19 protein-coding genes and 1 other RNA gene are annotated in these 21,412 nt (G+C 49.0%); 14 read left to right on the top strand and 6 right to left on the bottom strand.

All coding sequences use genetic code 11. The features are described 5' to 3' along the window. Positions 1-2: 2 nt before the first annotated feature. Positions 3-1,292 (bottom strand): hypothetical protein, encoded by a 1,290-nt coding sequence (locus F566_RS0109095; protein WP_020406676.1) that lies wholly within the window; start codon positions 1,290-1,292, stop codon positions 3-5. Positions 1,293-1,855: 563 nt separating this feature from the next. Here F566_RS0109095 and F566_RS0109090 point away from each other — a divergent pair. The 11 genes from F566_RS0109090 to F566_RS32395 are packed head-to-tail and all read left to right on the top strand — an operon-like array spanning position 1,856 to position 14,640. Further along, positions 1,856-4,591 carry an HzsA-related protein gene (locus F566_RS0109090; protein WP_211210634.1) on the top strand — a complete coding sequence of 912 codons (2,736 nt, stop codon included), beginning with the start codon at positions 1,856-1,858 and terminating at the stop codon, positions 4,589-4,591. Between the two features lie 5 nt (positions 4,592-4,596). Continuing rightward, on the top strand, positions 4,597-5,394 hold the full coding sequence (locus F566_RS0109085; RefSeq protein WP_245555203.1) for an outer membrane beta-barrel protein: 798 nt from the start codon (positions 4,597-4,599) through the stop codon (positions 5,392-5,394). After that, the gene (locus tag F566_RS0109080; protein ID WP_020406673.1) at positions 5,364-6,017 is read left to right on the top strand and encodes an outer membrane beta-barrel domain-containing protein; all 654 of its coding nucleotides are present in this window, start codon (positions 5,364-5,366) and stop codon (positions 6,015-6,017) included. Before F566_RS0109085 ends, F566_RS0109080 begins: the two co-directional genes overlap by 31 nt. Before the next feature lie 56 nt (positions 6,018-6,073). After that, the gene (locus F566_RS0109075) at positions 6,074-6,571 is read left to right on the top strand and encodes a TlpA family protein disulfide reductase (protein WP_020406672.1); all 498 of its coding nucleotides are present in this window, start codon (positions 6,074-6,076) and stop codon (positions 6,569-6,571) included. 13 nt (positions 6,572-6,584) lie between these two features. Then, positions 6,585-6,806 carry a DUF4266 domain-containing protein gene (locus F566_RS0109070; protein ID WP_020406671.1) on the top strand — a complete coding sequence of 74 codons (222 nt, stop codon included), beginning with the start codon at positions 6,585-6,587 and terminating at the stop codon, positions 6,804-6,806. Next, positions 6,793-7,962, top strand: a complete 1,170-nt coding sequence (locus tag F566_RS0109065; protein ID WP_245555201.1) for a DUF3570 domain-containing protein — start codon at positions 6,793-6,795, stop codon at positions 7,960-7,962. Before F566_RS0109070 ends, F566_RS0109065 begins: the two co-directional genes overlap by 14 nt. A 12-nt stretch (positions 7,963-7,974) precedes the next feature. Continuing rightward, a complete protein-coding gene (locus F566_RS0109060) occupies positions 7,975-8,556 on the top strand; it encodes a hypothetical protein (RefSeq protein ID WP_020406669.1) in 582 nt (193 codons plus the stop codon). A gap of 22 nt (positions 8,557-8,578) precedes the next feature. Next, positions 8,579-10,837 (top strand): hypothetical protein, encoded by a 2,259-nt coding sequence (locus F566_RS0109055; protein WP_026179867.1) that lies wholly within the window; start codon positions 8,579-8,581, stop codon positions 10,835-10,837. Next, positions 10,834-13,677 (top strand): tetratricopeptide repeat protein, encoded by a 2,844-nt coding sequence (locus tag F566_RS0109050; protein ID WP_020406667.1) that lies wholly within the window; start codon positions 10,834-10,836, stop codon positions 13,675-13,677. The genes F566_RS0109055 and F566_RS0109050 overlap by 4 nt, the downstream gene beginning before the upstream one ends. Then, entirely contained in the window at positions 13,661-14,281 is a 621-nt protein-coding gene (locus tag F566_RS32400) for a tetratricopeptide repeat protein (protein ID WP_083921039.1), read from the top strand. The genes F566_RS0109050 and F566_RS32400 overlap by 17 nt, the downstream gene beginning before the upstream one ends. Further along, positions 14,281-14,640 (top strand): hypothetical protein, encoded by a 360-nt coding sequence (locus tag F566_RS32395; protein WP_020406665.1) that lies wholly within the window; start codon positions 14,281-14,283, stop codon positions 14,638-14,640. The genes F566_RS32400 and F566_RS32395 overlap by 1 nt, the downstream gene beginning before the upstream one ends. Before the next feature lie 66 nt (positions 14,641-14,706). Here F566_RS32395 and F566_RS0109035 read toward each other — a convergent pair whose 3' ends face one another. Then, the gene (locus F566_RS0109035) at positions 14,707-14,886 is read right to left on the bottom strand and encodes a hypothetical protein (RefSeq protein WP_020406664.1); all 180 of its coding nucleotides are present in this window, start codon (positions 14,884-14,886) and stop codon (positions 14,707-14,709) included. Positions 14,887-15,106: 220 nt separating this feature from the next. Between F566_RS0109035 and F566_RS0109030 the strand changes: the two genes are divergently transcribed. Next, positions 15,107-15,577 (top strand): type III secretion system chaperone family protein, encoded by a 471-nt coding sequence (locus tag F566_RS0109030; RefSeq protein ID WP_020406663.1) that lies wholly within the window; start codon positions 15,107-15,109, stop codon positions 15,575-15,577. A gap of 62 nt (positions 15,578-15,639) precedes the next feature. On the opposite strand, the gene F566_RS0109025 is transcribed toward F566_RS0109030, so the two are convergent. Both F566_RS0109025 and F566_RS0109020 read right to left on the bottom strand, forming a co-directional pair. Continuing rightward, positions 15,640-16,434, bottom strand: coding sequence for a TlyA family RNA methyltransferase (locus F566_RS0109025; RefSeq protein WP_020406662.1), 795 nt, complete (start codon positions 16,432-16,434; stop codon positions 15,640-15,642). Beyond that, positions 16,431-17,636, bottom strand: a complete 1,206-nt coding sequence (locus F566_RS0109020; protein ID WP_020406661.1) for a GNAT family N-acetyltransferase/peptidase C39 family protein — start codon at positions 17,634-17,636, stop codon at positions 16,431-16,433. Before F566_RS0109020 ends, F566_RS0109025 begins: the two co-directional genes overlap by 4 nt. Before the next feature lie 323 nt (positions 17,637-17,959). On the opposite strand from F566_RS0109020, the gene F566_RS0109015 reads away from it, so the two are divergent. Both F566_RS0109015 and ffs read left to right on the top strand, forming a co-directional pair. Continuing rightward, complete coding sequence (locus F566_RS0109015; RefSeq protein WP_026179866.1) at positions 17,960-19,429, top strand: RimK family protein; 1,470 nt, start codon at positions 17,960-17,962, stop codon at positions 19,427-19,429. A gap of 180 nt (positions 19,430-19,609) precedes the next feature. Further along, positions 19,610-19,706: signal recognition particle sRNA small type (ffs, locus tag F566_RS36260), an RNA gene on the top strand. Between the two features lie 114 nt (positions 19,707-19,820). Here ffs and F566_RS0109005 read toward each other — a convergent pair. Together F566_RS0109005 and F566_RS32390 are read right to left on the bottom strand one after the other, a co-directional pair. Continuing rightward, positions 19,821-20,627, bottom strand: a complete 807-nt coding sequence (locus tag F566_RS0109005) for a substrate-binding periplasmic protein (RefSeq protein WP_020406659.1) — start codon at positions 20,625-20,627, stop codon at positions 19,821-19,823. Positions 20,628-20,925: 298 nt separating this feature from the next. Beyond that, positions 20,926-21,369: a BP74-related protein gene (locus F566_RS32390; RefSeq protein WP_211210632.1), complete on the bottom strand. Its 444-nt coding sequence runs from the start codon at positions 21,367-21,369 to the stop codon at positions 20,926-20,928. Positions 21,370-21,412 lie beyond the last annotated feature (43 nt).

Here is a 21,412-nt window from a genome sequence, read left to right as displayed (position 1 = left end):
GCCTAGTCTGCGGCACATTCTTCAGCGGCCAGAGCGAACAGTGTCTTCAGGTTGTAATTGGCCATGAACTCAGACTTCATTGTCGTAATGATTCCTGTAATATCGCTTGATTCAGGATCACGCAGGCAAACTGTTTTGAAAACGCGCTTAACGTGGCACTGTGCAAACGCCTCTGTGTTGGCAAGCTCTCTACCAAGGCTGTTGGCACCGGTTCCTGATCCGTTCGGAGCATCTCCGGTAGCATTCCACTCAACTCCTTCGTTAGGACCGACACGCCAGTAGTTGGTCCATTGATCCGAAGTAGTAACGTACCCGAATGGGAATGTGCCGTTGTTGAAGAAGTATTTTTCCTGTACCCGATATAACACGTTAGGATCAGAAACCCGGTTCAGGGCAGGGGTGTCTTCCAGAATTTCGACGGTTGCCGGATCTACTGTGCCAGCGCTATTGTATACCAGAGTTCCGTTTTCAATATTGTCGTCGTCCCCGCCGTAGTCATAATCGTAATAGGCAAAGGCCTGAGCTAATGGATCCATCCCGCTGTGGCAGCCGACGCAGTTATTTAGAAAAATACTGCTGTCACCGCCGGGGCTTCTGGATACGTCCTGACGAATGCGGTCGGCCGGGCGAGAAGTATCTTTCAGTTGCTCCAGGTCCATGCACAGGTGGTTAATCAGCGTAAAACGTAGCATGGCCCTGTTGGTACCACCACTAAAGAACGCCCGGCCTGCCGCCCGGGTGGACATTACACCTGCTGCAGCGCCAGAAGGTAGTGCCTGAGCTCTGGGGGTCAGAATGGTTTCCAGGCTGATTCCCTGATCCATCAATCCTTCGATGGCCAGATAGTGGTTGTTGTCCGACAACGAATAGCCGACCAGTCCATAGCTGGACTTAGCGACATAAACATCAGACGTGTACAGAACGCTTCGAAAATCCCGATCATCTTTAACGATGCCGATGACCGTCGCGGTGTAGTCGTTCAAAGGCGCAAACGGGGTCTGATCTTCGTTGGTCCAAGGTGAGATCATGTTCTTCAGGGTGACATTGTAGAAGTCGGGGGTTCTGAAGGCGACGTCAGCGGCGTCATCAAGCGTCGCGGCGTTCATGATTTCCGTGATCTCTGCTGGTGTTGGCGGTACGCCTGCGATACGGTCGAAGAAGCGTTTTGCTTTCTCGGGGGTATCAACGGTGCCCAAAGCCCAACTGTTGGAGGAGGCTGTAATGACCAGTGCGAGGGCAGTCAGCTTTTTTAGTGTTGTGTGGCGTGTGCGGTTAAGATACTTCTTATACATAATAACTGCCCTGGCATGAATAAGGATCGAACTCATGGCGATTAAATTTTCTAATGCAATATAATGTTTTGAATTGCATTTCCCGAAGAAAAGACTGACTGTCCCTAATCAATTTTAATACTAACCCAGAATGCATATTAAATAACCTATCCTAAGTACTAGGCAATAAGGACTATTGTTTGTTTAAAGTTGTAGTTCCTTGGGATTATGGCGGCATGGGTTTCCCTTTGATTTCAACAAAATATATTGTTGAAAGTGATATCGAGGTTTACAACTGGGGTTGATTGTAATAGAACAGGCGTTCGTGTTTTTGTGATAAAACTCACGATATTACACTCGGTTACATTGATAGTCTGGCTCTATATATAGCTTCTAAATACTCTTTTGAAAGCGTTAGTACAGATTCATCAGACGATAAAGATATCTCTGTGGTTGTATTTGGGAAAATTATACCAAAGGTAGTTGTTAGCATGGCCAGCTGTAAATACTCAGTCATGACTTTTTCTGGAAGCTTGTGGTCAGTTATTAAAGATGTTCATTTTTCCATAAGTGGAGTTCCTGATATGAAAGCTGGTCTCGAGAACGATATTTGCTCTATCGGTGAAGAAGGCCGTCCTATTGGTAAGACAGTGCTTATCGGACTCATTTGTTCAGTAATCACCGGCTGTGGTGGCGGTGGAATCGGGTCTTCCGGTCAGGGGGCTGATCCAGTGGTCGAGGATTTCCCGATCGCTTATGTCAAGCGGGAGATACCTACGGACGAAGATGGCGAAATTGTCAGAGATGATGTGCGTGATCCATTAGAGTTCAAGCCTGGTGCCCGGCTTTTTGTTAGAGGGCAGGCGTCACCAAGCGCTGAGGAGCGCCATGTTACTGCAGGCGTATTTCCGGCGGCTGAATTTGCCAACGAAGATGGCCAGGTGCTATTTGATATAAAAGATCTCTCCACGTCTTATGACGGTACCAAGTTGTTGTTCTCAATGCGAGCGCCTGAAATTGAGGATGCCGATGACGATGAGCAGCCAACCTGGAATATCTGGGAGTACGATCATACCGCTGGTACTTTGAGGCGGGTTATTACTTCTGACAATACTGCTGAAGACGGCCAGGACCTTGCCCCTCAATACCTGGCGGACGGAAGAATCGTTTTCAGTTCAACCCGCCAGCGCCAGTCTCAGGCGATTTTACTGGATGAAGGTAAGCCGCAATACCCAGCACTTAATGAAGCGAATAACGAGCCGGCGCTAAATCTTCATGTCATGGAAAGTGATGGTTCCGATATCCATCAGATTACGTTTAATCAAAGCAGCGATCTCGACCCCATTCTGCTGGAAAACGGGAAAATTCTGTTTACACGCTGGAACCGTGGACCAGGCAATGACGCGATGGATCTGTATCAGGTGAATCCTGACGGAACTGAACTTGAGATTGTTTACGGTCATCACTCTCATGAAACCGGTACAGACGATTCCGATGTTCACTTCATTAAGCCTCTGGAAATGGAAGATGGACGGATCATGGTCAGTCTGCGCCCATATGTTGCAACAGATTTCGGGGCGGATCTTGTGGCGGTGGACATCAGTGGGTATACGGATAACACGCAGCCAATTTACTCCAATCTGGGGGCGGTTAGTGAAGCCCAGGAGTCGTTGACCAGTGAGGATATATTGACCGGTGAAGGCGTCAACCTTGCCGGTCGCTATGCCTTTGCTGCGCCTTTGCTGGATGGCACCGGCCGCCTGGTAGTGAGCTGGAGTCAATGTCGCCTGGTTCTTGCACAGGAAGATGATGTTGAAGTACCTGATCCGGACCCGGTTATCTATCCCTGTACGCAGGAACGTATAGATTCCGGAGACTATGAAGCTGCTACTCCCTTGTATGGATTGTGGATTCTGAATCCTCAGACGGGCACACAATTACCCATTGTGCAACCAGAAGAAGGTGTCATGTACAGTGATGCCGTGATCATGCAGGATCTCCCCCTGCCGACTTATATTCCAGACGTGGTGGCCGGGGTTGATGTGGATGAGGAGCTCTTTAACGAAGGTTATGGGATCGTTGATATCAGGAGTGTTTATGATATTGATGGATCAGATTCGACCGATGTTGGACTCAGCGTGATGTCCAATCCTACGATGACACCTGCTTCTGCCAGAGAAGCGAGATTTATTCGACTGGAAAAGCCAGTATCCCGTGCCGATAGGGATGTGATTGACGTGCCGGGATCTGCCTTCGGCCGGGCGGGTAGCCTGCGTATGCGTGAAATTCTGGGGTATGTGCCTGTTGAGCCCGATGGTTCTGCACGATTTAAAGTGCCTGCCAATGTTGCCTTTGCCATCAGTATTCTGAACGGGGATGGTAAACGGATTTCATCACAGCACCATAACTGGCTAGAGGTAAAACCCGGGGAAGAGCTGGAGTGTGTGGGATGTCATACCTCCACCAGCGAGTTGCCGCACGGCAGAGCGGGCAGTCAGGCTCCAACCATTAATGAAGGAGCGCCAACAACAGGTCTGGGCTTCGCCGGAGCGGACACGACTCTGACGGCTGATATGGGGGAGACCATGGCCCAGACATTAACCCGAATCGTTGAGAGTGCCAGGGAACCGACACCTGATATCAATTTTGTCGATGATTGGGCTCCTGCGGGTAGCAAAGAAGCTGATTTCAGCTATGCTTACGCAGACCTTGAAACTGCTGCGCCTATCAGTGAGAACTGCAGCGATAACTGGACCAGCAGCTGCCGTATTGTGATTAACTACGAAACTCATATTCATCCTATGTGGAGCCTGGTTCGTCCCGACAGTGATGGTGATCTTGTGGCAGACACCTGCACCAGTTGCCACACTGATACCGATGCTATGTCGGCCACGATGATTCCTGCAGCACAGCTGGATTTGACCGATGGTGCTTCTGACCAGGAAGACGACCATTTCAAGGCATATCGGGAGCTTCTTTTTACGGATGCAGAGCTGGAGATCGATATGGATTCCGGCAATCTTCAGGATGTCTTGGTCCCGGTGTTGGATGCCGAAGGTAATCAAGTATATGAAACGGACGCTGACGGCAATCTTGTGTTGGACGCTGACGATAATCCGATTCCGTTGATGACGACAGTTGCGGTAGCGCCTTCGCTGAGGGCCGGCAATGCACTTCAGAGTGGTGATTTCTTCGATCTGTTTGCCTCTGGTGGTAGCCACGAAGGTTATCTGTCATCTGCCGAGCTGAAGTTGCTTTCCGAATGGGTGGATATCGGCGCTCAGTACTACAATAACCCATTTGATATACCTCAGGATTAATTCTCTTGTTTAGTTCAACAATGCGAAATTCGCTATTCGCCTGGTGTGGGCTTGTGTTTTTCGGTGTGTGTTCCATCTCTGCCAATGCGGAGGAAAGTGAAGGTGCGCCCTGGTATTGGCCTTTTTACGATGAAATACAACAAGCTCAGGTGGTAGAGCCTTATGTTGAAATTCGAAGTGGTCCCGGAAGAGGTTTTCCGGTTTTTTATGTGGCAGAAAAAGATGAATGGATCGAACTGCTGAAGAGAAAAACTGACTGGATAAAAGTCAGGACCGTTCAGGGTGAAGAAGGCTGGGTGCATCGGAATGATATTGAGAAAACCCTTGACGCCACAGGGGAGGCCGTTGCTTTCAGCGATCCTAGATTTGACGATTTCAATTCCAGGGACTGGGAGGCTGGAGTGCTCACCGGGAGTTTCGAAAACGCTTCGGTGAATACCTTGTATGTGGGTTACCAGTTTACACCGAACCTGTCTGCAGAAATCAGCTCCTCCCAGGTGCTGGGTGACTTTTCTCAGATTTGGATTGCGAATATCAATCTGGTCCACCAACCTTTTCCTCAATGGAGAGTATCGCCTTTCTTCACATTGGGGACAGGAATGGCCTATATCAAACCCAAGGCGACCCTCGTTCAGGTCGAAGACCGGGATGAGGACACCACCCATTATGGATTTGGACTGAGATATTACCTGACTGACCGCTATTTCCTGAGAGCTGAGTACCGGGAGTATGTGGTTATGACTACGCGAGACGATAACGAAGAAGCGGAAGAATGGAAAATTGGTTTAAGCGTGTTCTTTTAATTAGTGGTTTATCCGTCGCGGCGGCAACGCCGTCTGCCTGGTCTCAGGAGCAGCCTTCTGAGACAGATGAGCCTATTATCAAACCGGAAGTGGAACCACGGCCGGTGACGGAAGACCTGATAGATACTGAAAACTTTGAGATCGGTATCTATGGTGGGATATATAGCATTGAAGACTTTGGGTCCGATGTCGTGATTGGTGTCAAGGCAGCTTATCACATGAGTGAGGATCTGTTTCTGGAAGCTAATTATGGTATGACAGAAGCAGGGGAAACCAGCTTTGAAACTCTGAGCGGTAATGTTCAGTTGTTACCGGATGATGATCGTGACCTGACGTACTATAACCTGAGCATCGGCTATAACTTCCTGCCCGGAGAGGCGTTTTTTGGACGGGAGTATGCGTTCAATACCAATTTTTATGTGCTGGCCGGTCTGGGAGCAACGGAGTTCGCCGGGGATGATCGTCTAACTGCCAGCTTCGGGTGGGGCTACCAGTTCCTGCCGACAGATTGGTTATCGTTCAGGCTGGATATGCGTGATCACATTTTTGATAACGATATTCTCGGGGCGGATAAAACCACTCATAACCTGGAATTTACGACAGGATTAACCATATTTTTCTAATGACATCTCCTTCGCGTTGATGGAGATGATGAGAGATTCGGAAAGAGGACAGATACATGAAGAAGACGCTGATGACAGGAATACTGGCCGTTTCGGTGATGATCTTCGGCGCAATGGCTCAGGCAGTAGAAATTGAAGGGGCAGCTCCGGACTTCACACTAAGGAGTTCGTTGGAGAAAAACCTGCGACTCAGTGAGCATAAAGGGCAGGTGGTCATGATCAATTTCTGGGCTTCATGGTGCGGCCCCTGCCGGCAGGAAATGCCGTTGATGCAGGAAATCTATGACAAGTACAAGAAATTCGGTTTTACCATCATGGCGGTCAATGTGGATGAAGACCCTTCTTTGGCTGATGAATTTCTGAATGATGTCAGTGTGACGTTTCCTATCCTCTACGACACCAAGAATGAGGTGAGTGAAATGTACAACGTAGAAGCCATGCCGACTTCTATCATGGTCGATAGAAATGGCAACATGAGATATTTGCACAAAGGTTATCAGCCTGGATTTGAAGAAAAGTATGCCAAAGAAGTTAAAAAGCTGATCAGGGAATAATGACGTGAGATTCATGAAACACGGCCTTGCAGGTTTGCTGGCGCTATTGGTATTGGCGGGGTGTGGCGAAATCAAACCCTGGGTTAAGCCTTATGAAAGGGATAACCTCGCTGATCCTATTATGAGCTTCGGAAGGATGGGGATTGCCAATTCTTATATGCATCACATGTATCAGTCTCGTGAAGGTGCCCGTGGTGCCGAAGGCGGATCAGGTGGTGGCTGTGGGTGTAACTAAAGTTATGGATAGCTCGAAAGTACTCAAGCCGCTCTTTTTGCTGGTGGCATGTCTGTTTGTTATTCAGAGTCTTCCGGCACCCGCGGCAGTGTTGCCTGAGCAAGCGGTCGAGGTACTTTATCATCGATATGATCAGGACGGTCAGTTGATCGACGGCCCGGCAATTCTAGTGCGAAAGAACTTCGACTCGACATTTTCCCTGAGTGGTGAATATCTGGTGGATTCCGTCAGTGGTGCTTCCATTGATGTAGAGTCAACCGCCAGTGAGTATGAAGAAGAGCGGATTCAGACGTCGGTGGCGATGGATTACCTGACAGGCAAATCGATTCTGAGCGTGTCATACAGCAACAGTGAAGAAAATGACTATGAATCGAATGCTCTCAGTTTCAATGTCAGTCAGGATGTATTTGGAGATTTGACCACGATATCCATGGGCTACACCAAAGGCTGGGATGAAGTGGGCAAAGTGGGCGATGACAACTTTTCTGAAGAACTCGATCGTCAGCAATACCGCTTGGGAGTGACTCAGATTCTCACCAAGAACGCGATTATTAACCTGGATTTCGAGGCAATTACCGATGAGGGGTTTCTCAATAATGCCTATCGGCAGGTCCGGTTTGTCAGTGATAGTGCCCGTGGTTATGATTTTCAGAGCGAACAATACCCAACCACGCGAACCAGTCGTGCTATAGCGATTCGGGGAATGTATTACCTGCCGTATCGCGCCGCCATTCGAGGTGAGTACCGATTCTTTTCCGACACTTGGGGAATCCGGGCCGATCAATATGAAATCGGATATATCCATCCTGCGTTCGATCAGTGGATTTTCGAATTCAAATATCGTTACTACTCGCAAACCAAAGCAGATTTTTACAGTGACCTGTTTGCTTTTCAGAACGCCCAGAACTTTCTGGCACGTGATAAAGAATTAAGTACCTTCTCGAATCATACCTTTGGGCTCGGGGTGACCTATGAATTCCAGCCATCAATGATTTCGTTCATTGAGAAAGGTCAGATAAATCTGTTTGTCGATTACCTGAAGTTTGAGTACGAAGATTTTCGGGATATCACACAGGAAGGGTACGATGTGGGCGATGAGCCTTTCTATGAGTTTGATGCCTTAGTCACGCGTCTTTTCTTGAAGTTGGAATATTAATACGAGGCGGCCATGTTGAAATTTTCAACTCTCAAAACAGCAAGCGAGTTATTGGGCGTGAGAGCGCGATGGGGATTGCTGGTGTTATTGATGCCTGTGTTGGCATTTGCTCAGGAACCAACTGAAGCCGGGAGTGTTGATGAGCTGCAGAAGCCTTTGGTGGATGAAGTTGAGGATCTGAAGCAGGAAGTGATCAATCTGAACAGAGACCTGTTTATTCTGGAAGAAGATCTGCTGTTTCCGGCCACGACGCAATTTGTGGTTTTCCTTTCGGTGGATGTCGGGCAGTTTTTGGACCTGGATGCGGTTGAGTTGAAAATTGACGGTGAAACCGTGACATCCTATCTCTACACAGAGAAGCAGATTAAAGCGCTTCATCGGGGTGGGATTCAAAGACTGTATACAGGCAATCTGCGAAGTGGAGAGCATGAACTAACAGCCTTTATTACCGGCACTGGACCGAATGATCGTCAGTATAAACTCGGAACCACCAAAACTTTCGAAAAGGGTTCTGATATTACCTCCCTGGAATTAAGGATCAGGGATTCCACCAAGAATTATCAGCCCGATTTCTCAGTTGTGGAATGGGAGTAGGGACTCCGGAATGTTCCCAGAAATGATCTCCAAAGCAAGTTGTATCGGCTTATTGGCTGCGCTAGTCAGTCTTGGCGTTAAAGCGGAAGCCCCCCCTCCGACCCGGGCAAATGATCTGGCCTATGGGGAAGTGTTGTTTTCCTTCTACCAGCAAGACTATTTCAAATCCCTGACTGATCTGGCCATTGCAGAGGTTCGGGGTGGGATTCGTGGTCATGGTGCACATCCGGAAGTACTGAAGGGTGGCATGATGCTGTCCTATGGCATGATTGGGCCCGCAGAGAGAATATTTAATCAATTACTGGCAATTCCCGCTGAAGGCCAACCTGAAGACCAGGAGTCGGTTGGTTTGGTTGATAAAGATCATTCAGCTGATGAAGAAGGTCTGGATGTAGAGAATGGCTTGGCACTGGATAATGTCTTGGCCCAGGAAAGTGGCTTAGATCAGGAAAGTAAAAAGGAGTCATCTGAATCTGCGCCGGATGAGGTATATGTCAGCCCGGTTGTGCGGATGCAGGCATGGTTCTATCTGTCCAAAGTTCACTATCTGCGACGGAATTGGGAAAAAGCCCAATCCTCTCTGGCGCAGGTTGACTTTGAGCTTCTTGAAGATGAATGGCCTGAGCGACTTGAAGAGTATTACTACCTTAAAGCCCAAACCATGATCGGCCTGAAGCAACTGGATGCCTTGGATGATTTGCTGGCTGAAATGCGGGACGAAGTAGATGAATCGTCACTCTCGTTGTCTTACCTGACGTTCAATAAATCCCTGGCTTTGCTGGATCGCGCTGAGATTGACGAAGCGTTGCTGGTCTTACAGGAAATTTCATTCGAGGACTATGAAGAGCTGCTGGAAGATAGCGTGGATGAAGACGAGGAGTCTCTCAGAAGCGAGATCCTGGCACTCCAGGATAGAGTCGCCTTGACCAAGGCAACACTCTACCTGGAAAAGGGGGAGGCTGATCAAGCCATGAAGGCCTATCGCCAGATCCGGCTGAACGGTCCCTGGTCAGAAAGAGCGCTTTTTGGTTTCGCACTCGCGGCAGCCAACAATAAAAGATTTGGGTTGGCTCTGGGAGCGTTGGAGCAATTGAACTCCATGCAGTCCGATAGTCCCTGGGTGCGGGAATCACACTACGCCATTGCCTACATATATGAGCAGTTGGAGCAGGAAGGTCGCGCGCTCAAGGCTTATCGAAATGCTGTCGACGCCTATAATCAGAGCAGTGCCAGTCTGCTGGATGAGATCCGGTCTCTGGATGAAAATTATTTTGCTGGAAAAATGGCGCTACCCGGAACCGGCCGGAAAGTGGCAATAGATGATCCAGAGTTGTCGACAGACAGTTATGGGCGTTTAAAGGTTCAGCCGGCTGCGGCAAATCTTGCAACCTTGTTTGCCTCTGAAGCGTTTTTGACCATTTTGAAAGATATCAGAGAGCTTACTTTCCTGAAAAATGATCTGGAAACCTGGAAATCCAGTGTCGGAAGTTTTGAGGTCATGGTGGAAACCCGCAAGCAAGCCCGAGAGCAACGGGTGAAAGAGACAGCCGAAAGTCTGGCGGAAAAGCAATCCCAGGAAATTCAGGAAAGAAGGGATCGATTGGCGGGTATTTTGGAACAAGGGCTTCAGGATGAATCCGGACAGGCATTTCTTAATGAAGAGCAACTGGAGTTCAAGGGGCTCATAGAAGAGATTAAGGACCGTTTGAAAAAGCTGGAAAATGATCCCGATATTGAAGAGTACAGGGAGAAGCTACGTCGTATCGAGGGCCATTTTATCTGGCAGGTCAGCGAGACTTCTTCAGCCCAGTCATGGGATGCCCGGAAAGCATTGAAAGAGCTGGACGAAACGCTTGGTGAATATAATGAGCGGAGATCGCGCCTCTCGCAGCTAATGTCGGACCAGACAGTGATTGCGACGCTGGAGCAACGTGTTGACGCTGCCAAGCCGCGTATTGAGCAGCTGTCTCAGCGAGTAAGTCGAGCTCTGAAGACCCGTAAGGAAGAAGCTGCAGAAATGGCCCGCAAGGAGCTACGTGGTCAGCAGGAGCGAATTCTGACCTATTTGAATGCCTCCAAGCTTGCCCGTGCGCGTATAGCGGACAAACTCCTGGAAGAAAGTCTCGGCCCAATCAGTGGAAGTGGCGCGCCTGCGGGACAAGTTTCCTCCCCTGATGATAAAGAGCCGGAAGTGGATACCCAGAGTGGTGAAGTAGGTGTTGATGATGAAAGCCAGCAAGCACCTTCCACTGCCAGTGAAGAGGAGGGCGTGAGCACATGAGTAGTCTGAAGCGCCTGATGATTCACACTATCCTGATGGGGAGCCTTGCAGGCTGCTCAATGATAGGCTCTAAAGATGATGAAGATCACGCCAGAAACATGCCGACACTTGCCGAACTTCAGCCTGTTACTTTGGAAGAGGTACAGGAAGAAGAGGTCAAGGTTGATATAAGCGAGGTGATCAGTCATTACCAGGACCTTTTGCCCTCGGTGGCCGATCCTGAGGTCCGGGCCAGAATACTGTATCGACTGGCTGATCTCAAAATGCTCCAGACTGATGAGGTCCAGGACACTGAAGTCGCTGAAGTTGTGCCTGGATATGATGAATATGAGCTGACAGTTCAAACATACGAATCACTTCTCGAAACCTACCCTGACAGGGCTGACAATGATCAGGTTCTGTACCAGTTATCCAAGGCCTACGATCTTCAGGGCAAGCAGGATGCTACACTTGATCGCCTGGACCAGTTGGTCGGCCAGTATCCGGAATCTGATCATGCCATTGAGGCCAACTTCCGTCGGGGTGAAATCTTGTACTCACAGGGGGATTACCCTGAAGCCGGTAAGGCTTTTGACCTGGTTGTCTCCAGGGCGCGGTCGAATAATACGTTTTTCGAAAAAGCGCTCTATATGAAAGGCTGGAGCCAGTTCAAGCAGGGGAGTTTTAATGAGGCGTTGAAGACGTTTGTGGCGCTGCTTGATCAGATGCTGCCGGAGCGGGCAAGCTACGAACCGCTTGATGAGGATCGCACCAAACTGTTGAATGACCAGTTCCGGGTAATGGGGTTTGCCTTTTCCTATATGGATGGTGCTGAGTCCGTCCAACAACTGTTCCAGGAAGTTGGTGAGCGTCATTATGAGCATCTGGTATATGACAATTATGCCAATCTGCTGATCAGCAGAGAGCAGGAAATCGATGCCATCAAACTTTATCAGCAATATATCAGTCTGCATCCCTATAGTTTGTGGTCTCCGCAATACCAGGCGAAAGTCATCGATATACAGATGAAGGAAGGGCTGGTATCTGAGGCCAGGGAAGAAAAAGCCCGTTTTGTCGATAACTATGGTATTCGGAGTGACTTCAGAAGAAGAGTGGCGGAACGTAGAGGGAAGCCAATCCCCGCGGTTGTTGACGAGAAGTTATCGCTCTTTATTGATGAGCTGGCCAAATATCATCACGCCCGTGCGCAGCAGCAACGTAAGTCCGGTGGCAATGCAAAGCCTGAATACCGCTTGGCGTCTCGTTATTACGGTGAATTTGCGGAGACCTTTCCAAACTCTCCAAATACTCCCCAGATGGTATACCTGTTAGGAGAGACGTTATATGAGGTTGGAGACTATGACCAAGCTATTGTTGCTTACGAAAGGGCAGCCTATGAATATCCGGCTTTTGCTGAGGGGGCGGAAGCGGGTTATGCCGCCATTACGACCCATTCTGAGTTGATCAGTCAGTCTCCGGAAGCCTCCCGGGACATTCTGACGTCACAGAAAGTTGCCAGCCAGCTAAGATTTGTGGACCACTATCCACAGGATCCCAGAGCGCTTGATGTTCAGGCCAATGCTGCGGCAACGCTGTTTGAATCGAAAGACTATCTGGCGGCAATTCCGGCGGCAACCAAAGTGACGGAGTGGCAACCGCTCCCATCACAGGAAGTTCAATTAAATGCGTGGCTGATTATCAGCCACAGTGAGTATGCATTGAATCATTACGCGCTGGCTGAGCGGGCCTACGCACAATCCATCGCGCTGATGGTGCCAGGTGATCAACGCCGTGTGGACACGGTGGAGCTTTTGGCTGCCAGTATTTATCGACAGGGGGAAATGCTCCTGACCCAGGGAGAGACTGAGGCTGCGATTGATGAATTTCTTCGTGTCGGTTTGGTGACGCCGGACGCGAAAATACGGGTGAATGCGCAGTATGATGCCGCGACTTACATGCTGAAGCTGTCACAATATGATCGAGCGATTCCTGTATTGGAAGATTTTCGGGCTCGTTATCCGGCACATGAGCTTAGCCAGGATATTCCTGCGAAGCTGGCGGTGGCATATCGCGAGACCAAGCAGTGGGATTACGCGGCCAGAGAATTGAAGGCAATTGCGGGCTCCCATGAGGATCCGGAAGTGCGAAGAGAGTCACTTCTGATGGCTGCAGAGATCTATGAAGCCAATGGTTATGTTGCGGAGGCAATTGAGACCTACCGCAATTATGCGCACACTTATCCTGAGCCAGCAGACCTGGCAATGGAGGCGCAGTTTGTGTTGGCTGGGCTTTATAAGACCACGAATGAGCCAGAAAAGCGCAATTTCTGGCTACGGAAGCTGGAAGAGAGTTACGCCAGTCACTCAGATGAAGCATCTGATCGTATGCGGTTCCTGGCAGCAGGAGCGACAATCGAGCTGGCGGATGATGCCTACGCCGAGTTTCAACAGATCAAGTTAAGAGCACCACTGAGTCAGAATCTGGCCCGAAAGAAGAAAACCATGGCAGCGGCAATGAATGCCTACAAGAAAGCTGCCAACTACAGAATTGCGGAATATACAACACGCTCGACCTTCCAGATGGGGGAGATATATGCCCAATTCAGTCGTGATTTGCTGGATTCTGAAAGACCGGCAAACCTGTCCGACCTGGAATTGGAGCAATATGAACTGCTGCTGGAAGATCAGGCCTATCCATTTGAGGAAGATGCGATCAGTATTCATGAATCAAATGCGCAAAGAAGCTGGGATGGTGTGTATGACACCTGGGTTAAGAACAGCTTTAAGGCCTTGGAGAAGTTGTTCCCTGTAAGATATCAACGAACGGAAGAGATCCCTGTTGTCAGTGAAAGCATTCTATAAATCAGCCGTTATCTGCATGCTGGCTACTTTAGCCGGATGCGGTACGATGCAGCCCTCTGCGACACAGGATGCAGCGACAATATCCGGTTCGCAGGATGCATCCAGAGAGTCCGTAGCGCCGGAAACGGTTGTGCCTGAAGAGGCGTCAGCGTTGTTTGGACAGGCGCTGGATGCTGCGAAGAGCGGTCGTCCTGAGGAAGCTCGTGAAAATTTCAAGGCATTGATCAGTCATTATCCTTCTTTTTCCGGTCCATATGTGAACCTTGGACTGCTTGAATTACAGGAAGATGATCTTGACGAGGCCAGGAAGCTGTTTCTGCGGGCTTTGGAAGTAAATCCTGATAATGCCGATGCCTATGTGGCTTTAGGACTTCTCGACAGAAGAGAGGGGAATTTTGTCGAGGCGGAACAGAAATACCTCAAAGCCATCGCATTGAATCCGAATCATGCGAGCGCCCATTTGAATCTGGGGATTGTTTATGATTTATACATGGGTAAGCTGTCTGAAGCTGTTGGGCATTACAAAACTTTCCAGTTACTGCAGCCGGAGCCGGTAGAGCAAGTCAAGTTCTGGATAGTGGATATTGAAGCGAGGCTGAACTGATGTATTTGAAAATGGTTCTGAATTACCTGGTTCCGAAAGCAAAGAAGTCAGCTTTGGTCTGTGGCGTGTGCTGGTTTGGAATGGCTATCAATGTACAGGCAGCTGATGAGGTTCTTGTTATTGATGGGGCTGAAATCCGCGGTGACCAGGAACAGCCAAAGATTCTTTATATCGTTCCCTGGCAACGGCCAGGCAGTCGGGGAGGATTGGAACCCAGTTCCGTTGATATCGTAGGAGCCGGACTGTTAAAGCCCATTTATAGAGAAGAATTTCTCAGAGAAGTGGCCTATTTTGATTTGTTTCATCAGGAATCCCCTGAAGATGTCTCTACTGAGGCTGATATAGCTGGTGGCGAGTAACTGCTGGAGGTCAAAGCTGAAAGTGAAAGGCCAAAACAGCGGCCGATAAATCAACGCTTTCCAATCTCAGGATTTGCGTCCGCACTCGCGGGTGACGATGTCTACGGCCAGAGCGTCATGGGCACTCATACCCCAAAATGTTCCCTCTTGTTCTTTTGATGGCGGCAACTCCTTCGCTTGTGTGTTTTCTGACTCCCTGTGATCCTGGCGCTGATAGAGGCGTTCCACATATTTAAGCCATTGCATGATGCTGATCCCGTGGTGGTGTGAAAGGTTGCTAATTTTTGAAGCGCTATTGGTAAAAAAATACCCTCATTCAATTTTGAGTTTTGGGTTCCCACCTAAGTTTTTTCATCGCTTTCTATAAAAATTTAAACCTGCCGATATCCTGTCAACCCCTATCGTTAAAGGCTTGGTTAATTTATAATCCGCGCCTCATTTCAATTGCACTACCCAAGAGATTTTCATGCCGACACTTAAGTTTATTGATCAGGACAGCCTTCTTAACTGGTTGGAGGATCTGGGGCTTCAGCACTATTTATGCGGACAGTGTCAGGGTGTGCATATTACTGAGGTTCAAAGTCAGTTGGGGGTTCTGGAGAGCAGGGTATTTCTGGAGCAGGACTGCCTGATTTTTACGACGGAAGTGGACATCCGAAACTCTACTGTGCTGGCCGTGAGCGCGGAACTCACCAGATTTAATGGTACCTATGCCAATCTGAAGTTCTTTCTGGATGTCAGCGATGATGGTCCAGCCCGTCTGATTATCTGTGATACCCAGTGGGTGTCTGCTGGTATCACCCGCGACCAGTTTGGCGTATTCCTGCGAGCGGCCATAGATGCCAAAACTGATGTACTCAGAGATCTAGTGGATTGCCGCTTTATTGAATCAACCGATGCGCGCCCCGAGGGGCCTTCCGAGCCTTCCCTTCATTAAAGTTCATCTGGCTATAGAAGTCTCGGGCGGCCTATCAGGTTGGATAGATGGTTTCCGCAGAGTTAATGCTGACGCACCGCGTAGATAAAAAACTCGTGGTTACCATCGCCTCCTGTGATGGGGCTGTTGAAGTACTCTAGTACCTCCAGGCCAACTTCTGCACAGGAGGTGCGAATAGTCTTTTCCACTTCGGGATACAGGTTTGGGTTGTTGACCAGTCCGCCTTTCCCGAGACCTTGTGGTCCCACTTCAAACTGAGGCTTAACGAGGCTGACGAGCTTTCCGCCGGGTTTAAGCACGCCGGCGAGTTCAGGCAGTATCAATGTCTGAGAAATAAAGCTGACGTCCATAACTGCCAGATCGAAACCGGGATGTCCTGGGAGTTGCTCAGCAAACCATTGACGTAATTGCTTTGCATTCACCCCTTCGAATACCGACACCTTTGAATGACTTCGGATTTCTGATGCCAATTGGTCATGGCCTACCTCCACTCCTGTAACTTCTGCAATACCTCGTTCCAGAAGGACATGGGTAAAGCCCCCGGTGGACTGACCAACATCAATGGCAGCCATTCTTCCGTAGTCCCACTCTAATTGCCCAGAGCTGCTCAGAGTTTTCTGTATATGGTCCAGAGCGCCGGCCAGTTTAAGTGCGCCACGGGATACATAGCGCTGAAGTTCATTGTCATTAATTCTGACCGGGGTGCCTTCCGGTATGGTTTGGCTGGCCTTGGCTGCCTGTTGCCAGTGACTGCCAATCCGGATTTCAACGTCTCCCCTGGAAATCAGTTCCTGGGCCTGGCTTCTGGAGCGACACAGATTCTGATCCACCAGGTGCTTATCTAGCCGGGTTTTCACTGATGGGTGTCCTGCTGGTGTGTCTCTTCAATAAGGTCTTGTGGTTTTGAGGATTCTTTACAGTGCGAATCTCTACCAATAATGACTGCGGTTCTCAAACGGTTCTGGCCAAACTGTGACATGCGATCAAACTGTGCTCTGGAAATCGGAATGTATTGATTGTCGATAGGGCGTTGATGACTATCCCTGTCTACATCGGGATCGTGAATATACACAAAATCCTCATCGATCGCTGTAACGGCCACCCAGTGAGGGGCTTTTTTACGGTCAAAATGATATGTGCTGATCATCACCAGCGCCAGCTTATGTTGGCTGAGAGCAAGTTCGATATCATTCTGTGTGATGGCGGTGTAATGAATGGGGATCTTCTGCTGTTCCAGTTTTTCAACAAAACTCTCGTGCACCAGTCGCAGTACATTCTTTTTTTCCTGTATCCGGACACCTTCGGTAAATAGTGGGCCTGCCTGACTCACATATACTTCGGCACTAAAGCCTCTCATTTGAGCTGCGAGAGCGAGTCCGTGGGGGCCGCAGCCTCCATGGCCGGACGTCATATAGATAGTTGTCGCTTCACGCCAAATCTGTAATTCCTCAGTGGCATTCGGTAGGAAGTCTGAGTTTAGGGTAGCCATCGTCATCATCAATGAGGCGGGCCCGCAGGTAAAGTCAGTCGTCTGCTCAAAATACGCTACTCGGAGACTGGGCTCAGGTGGGGCAAACCGCTTTATCTGTTTCTGGAATCTCAGCGCATCCAGGTGGTCTTCGTAATAGTCATGGTAGATGCCGAATTGTTGATACCCCAGCTTTTCATACAGGCGAATAGCATCCTGATTGTCCGTTCTGACTTCCAGGCGCATGAAGATACAACGGCGCTCGATGGCGGTTTGTTCTGACAATTCAATCAGTTTGCGTGCCAGACCGTAGCCGCGAAAATTCGGGTCAACGGCAATGCTGTAGAGTCGGGCCAGACTGGTTCCCCGGTGGAACAGGGTAATGATGTATGCGGCCAACTTGTTGTCGATTTCGGCAATGTGCAGAACGGCTGATTCTGCCTTCAGCATGTGTTTGAAGTTGCGCCGGCTGAGTCGGTCCGTCTGAAAACAACGGTTCTCAAGGTCAATCAATGCAGCAAGATCGTTGATATTTGCACGGCGGAACAAGGGTGAAGAATTTAACGCCGTAGGCGTTGGGTTATTCGACATACAGAAGTCCTGAATTCAACACGCTGAACGAGAAGAAATAGAGGCACGAAAGTCGCTTATCCTGATACGTAAAAGTCACTTTAACAATAGTGGACAGTCGCACAATTATCAGCAAGACTAAGATACCGGAAAACATAGCTATCTGAAGTACACGGAATCAACAGATCCAGGCCTGAATCTGAATATTCTGCCAAACGCACTCGCCCGTTGGATCCGGCAAGAATGTGGCTCAGAACAAAAACGCTACTCTAAAACTTTAGAGGGCGGAACAACAGGCCCTATCGAATTCTCTCTATTTAACCTATTGTGAGCCATACGCCTCTATGTCACGACTCTATATCGTGGTGGAGTCTCTGAAAGACTGGACTCCCTATTATCCAAGTGAAGATGTCATAACGTTTGACGATTACCTGGCAATGCCGACAAGCAAAAACGGCAGAGTGCGCGTTATTAATTTGTGTCGAAGCTATAAATATCTCAGCAAGGGGTATTACTGTTCGTTGTTGGCGGAAGCCAGAGGGCATCATGTCATACCCTCCGTACGTACGTTAAATGATCTGGAAAAACGTACATTATATTCAATGGCTTTTGAAATGGCCGATCCGGCAGTGGCGGGAGCTTTTCGCAAGATTCCGCAAGCGGACTCCAGTCAGATGTCTTTCAAATCTTATTTTGGGTCTACTGGTACCAAAGAGTTGGACGGCCTGGCGTCTCTGATTTTCGAGCGTTTTGCCTGTCCGGTGACCGAGGTGCAGCTTGAGTTTAAATCAGGCTGGAAAATATCCGGCATCAAACCGGTCAGTCCAAAAGGTTTGGATGAAGCGCAGCAGACGCGCTTTGCAGATGCTCTGGACAGTTTCAGCCAGAAAGTCTGGAGGAAGCCCAAAGAGCGCCGGAAATATCGCTACGATATGGCGGTATTGGCAAATCCTGCGGAAGAATTTCCTCCAAGTGACAGTCAAGCGCTGAAAAAAATGGTGAAGGTCGGCAAACAGATGGGAATTGCCGTGGATATCATTGGGCCTCGGGACTATCAGCGGGTACCGGAATATGACATGTTGTTTATTCGGGAAACGACAGCCATTGATCATCATACCTTCAAGTTCTCCAAGAAAGCGGAGGCGGAAGGGCTGATCGTGATGGATGACAGCACTTCGATCATGCGCTGTACCAACAAGGTGTATCTTGCTGATTTGCTCAACACACACAAGGTGCCGACGCCGGCAACCCTGATCCTGAGCAAGGGCGACACTGCCCAACTGAAAAAAGCCGGAGAGGAGTTGGGCTTTCCTCTGGTGTTGAAAATACCTGATGGGTCTTTTTCGCGTGGGGTGGTCAAGGCGGAAAGTGCGGATGATCTTGCACAGAAAGCGGCTTCACTGTTCAAGCAATCGGCGTTGCTCCTGGCACAGGAGTTCATGTTTACCGATTTCGACTGGCGTATTGGCGTGCTGAACGGCAAGCCGATATACGCCTGTAAATATTATATGGCCAGAAATCACTGGCAAATCTACCATCATGGAGAAGGCCAGACGGATTCCGGTGCCTGGGATACACTGCCTACCTATGAGGTCCCCAAAGTGGTGCTGAATGCTGTGGTCAAAGCGGCCAATCTGATAGGCAAGGGTTTGTATGGGGTGGATGTCAAACAGTCAGGTGAGCGGGCAGCTGTCATTGAGGTCAATGATAATCCGAGCATCGAATCAGGTGTTGAGGACAAGTATCTGGGGGATGAGCTTTATCGAATTATTTTTGAGGAGTTTATCAGTAGAGTGGAATCCAAGCGTAAATGATCTTTGGTTTGGTGATGCCTCGGGGTTGATCTCACTTTAGTGTAGGTGCTTGAAAGTACAGAATTTGTACGGATGCCGAATAGATAAGCTAATACAGTAGAAAAGCTTGAGCCATACGATCCTCTTTGTTATGATGCGCGCCTCCTGACAAGCAATCCTTGTCAGTTCTATGGTGGGCCTTACCGGTCCCCTCGCGACAATAGCCCGCGAACCTGGTCAGGCCCGGAAGGGAGCAGCCACAGCGGAGGACTTGGGCGCCGGGGTGTGGCTGGTAGGGTTCACCTCCAATTTCCTCATTTTGTTTCCAAATTATCCTCTTTTCTGGTTTTAAGTGGTTGCACTAAATTAATTCAGTATTGAGTTCAAGTGCGTGTGCTGTGCATGGCTTCTACTAATTTTGACTTGATTCACTAGTAAGATCATAGACTCCTTTGTAATAGTCAGCTTCCATCTCGGCATATTTTCCCGTGTCTCTTAAATGGCGTAATCCCTGATTAAAAAGAGTGATAAGTTTGTCATTGGCAGGGGATTTTCGTGTCAGCATCAACCGATATTCGTGGCGATCAAATACTGTGCTGGAGTTTGTGATGAGAGACTGTTGTTCAGGAGTGAAGTGCAAGCGAAGGTTGCTGTAACCTACGGCCTTTGCCAGTGGGAAGGCATCGACCCGGCTGCGTAAAAGCATGGTAAAGCCTATATTGATATTTCTTGCCTCAACCACCGTCACATGGCCCGACTTAACTGCTCGTTCCCAGACGCCAAGTTTGGAGCCCAGAGGGACTACGATGGATTTCCCGGCCATGTCCATGGGAGATTTCGGGTCTAGAGAGTTGCTTCGAAGGTGGAAGAGTACTTCATCCTGTGTAATGACCACATCGCTGAACAACGCAAAATTGCTCCTGGCTGGTGTCTGCGTCCAAAGCAACGAGCCGTCAATTTGCCCATACTCGACCATGGATTCGGCTCTCGCCCAGGGAAAGAAGGCGTACTCCACGTAAACCCCGGATGCGGCAAAGGCCTCGCTTACGATGTGAGAGGCAAAGCCATAATGTGGCAGACTTCTGGAAAGAAAGGGTTCCCATTCACCATTTGCCAATACGATTTGAGGCTTGATGTCATCTTCTGCATTGGCGCAAAAGATCCAGCCTGTCAGTAGTGGCAGGATCAGATGTCGAAGCCATTTGGGCCAGGAGGGCATAGGTGAACTCAGTCTAAAGCGACAATTTACTCTTTATACTATAGTCAACGACGTCAAAACGAGGATGAGAAATCACGGTTTGATGCCAGGGTGGCCAAACTGGAAATATTAACGGCGGCTGTATCTGTTAGAGGTAGCCAGTGTCAGGCGACAGGGGTTGCGGGTGGAGTGTCTGAGAAAGCCGGTAGGCAGAGTCTCTGAAAAGTCACCTAAGTTGCCTCACGGTGTCAAACGGTGACTCAACAAAGCGCATTTATTCACAATGAACAGCGCTTTTTCGTCAACGCTTTCAGAGATCTTAATAGTCGAAAGATTGATTAGGGGATGGATACTCAATTTCTCTAATGAGTCTTGAGCTCCAGGGGCACCAGATATTGTTGGGAAGAAATGCGCCGCCAACCTCGTCAAGGTGCTGCTGAACATACGCTATACTGGCATCACAGACTTCTATGGCAAATTCAAAGAAATGAATGGTGTCGGTATCCAGATGATATTGCCAGTGGGAGTTGTATGGGGCGGTGTGTGGAGTGATGTAACCCATGACATGGAAATTCTGGGTTTGTCCGGTGTTAATAATGTCACGTGCCTGGGCAATTTTCTCGCTGTCTGTCAGTTGAATGACAAATGTTTGCTCCGGATTAACGTCGGTAAATTCGAAATAGGCGACTTCTGCGAAGACGGGGGCAGAATAAAGACTCAGTGCAACCGTACTTGAAGCGATATTTTTAAGTGCTTTGGACATGGATCCTTCCATAGTTTGTATATTCCTGACATTTTGAATCTTC

The organism is Hahella ganghwensis DSM 17046 (assembly GCF_000376785.1).
GTDB lineage: Bacteria > Pseudomonadota > Gammaproteobacteria > Pseudomonadales > Oleiphilaceae > Hahella > Hahella ganghwensis.
Note: the sequence above shows the minus strand (reverse complement) of the source record. Positions and strands in the feature narration are given on the sequence as shown.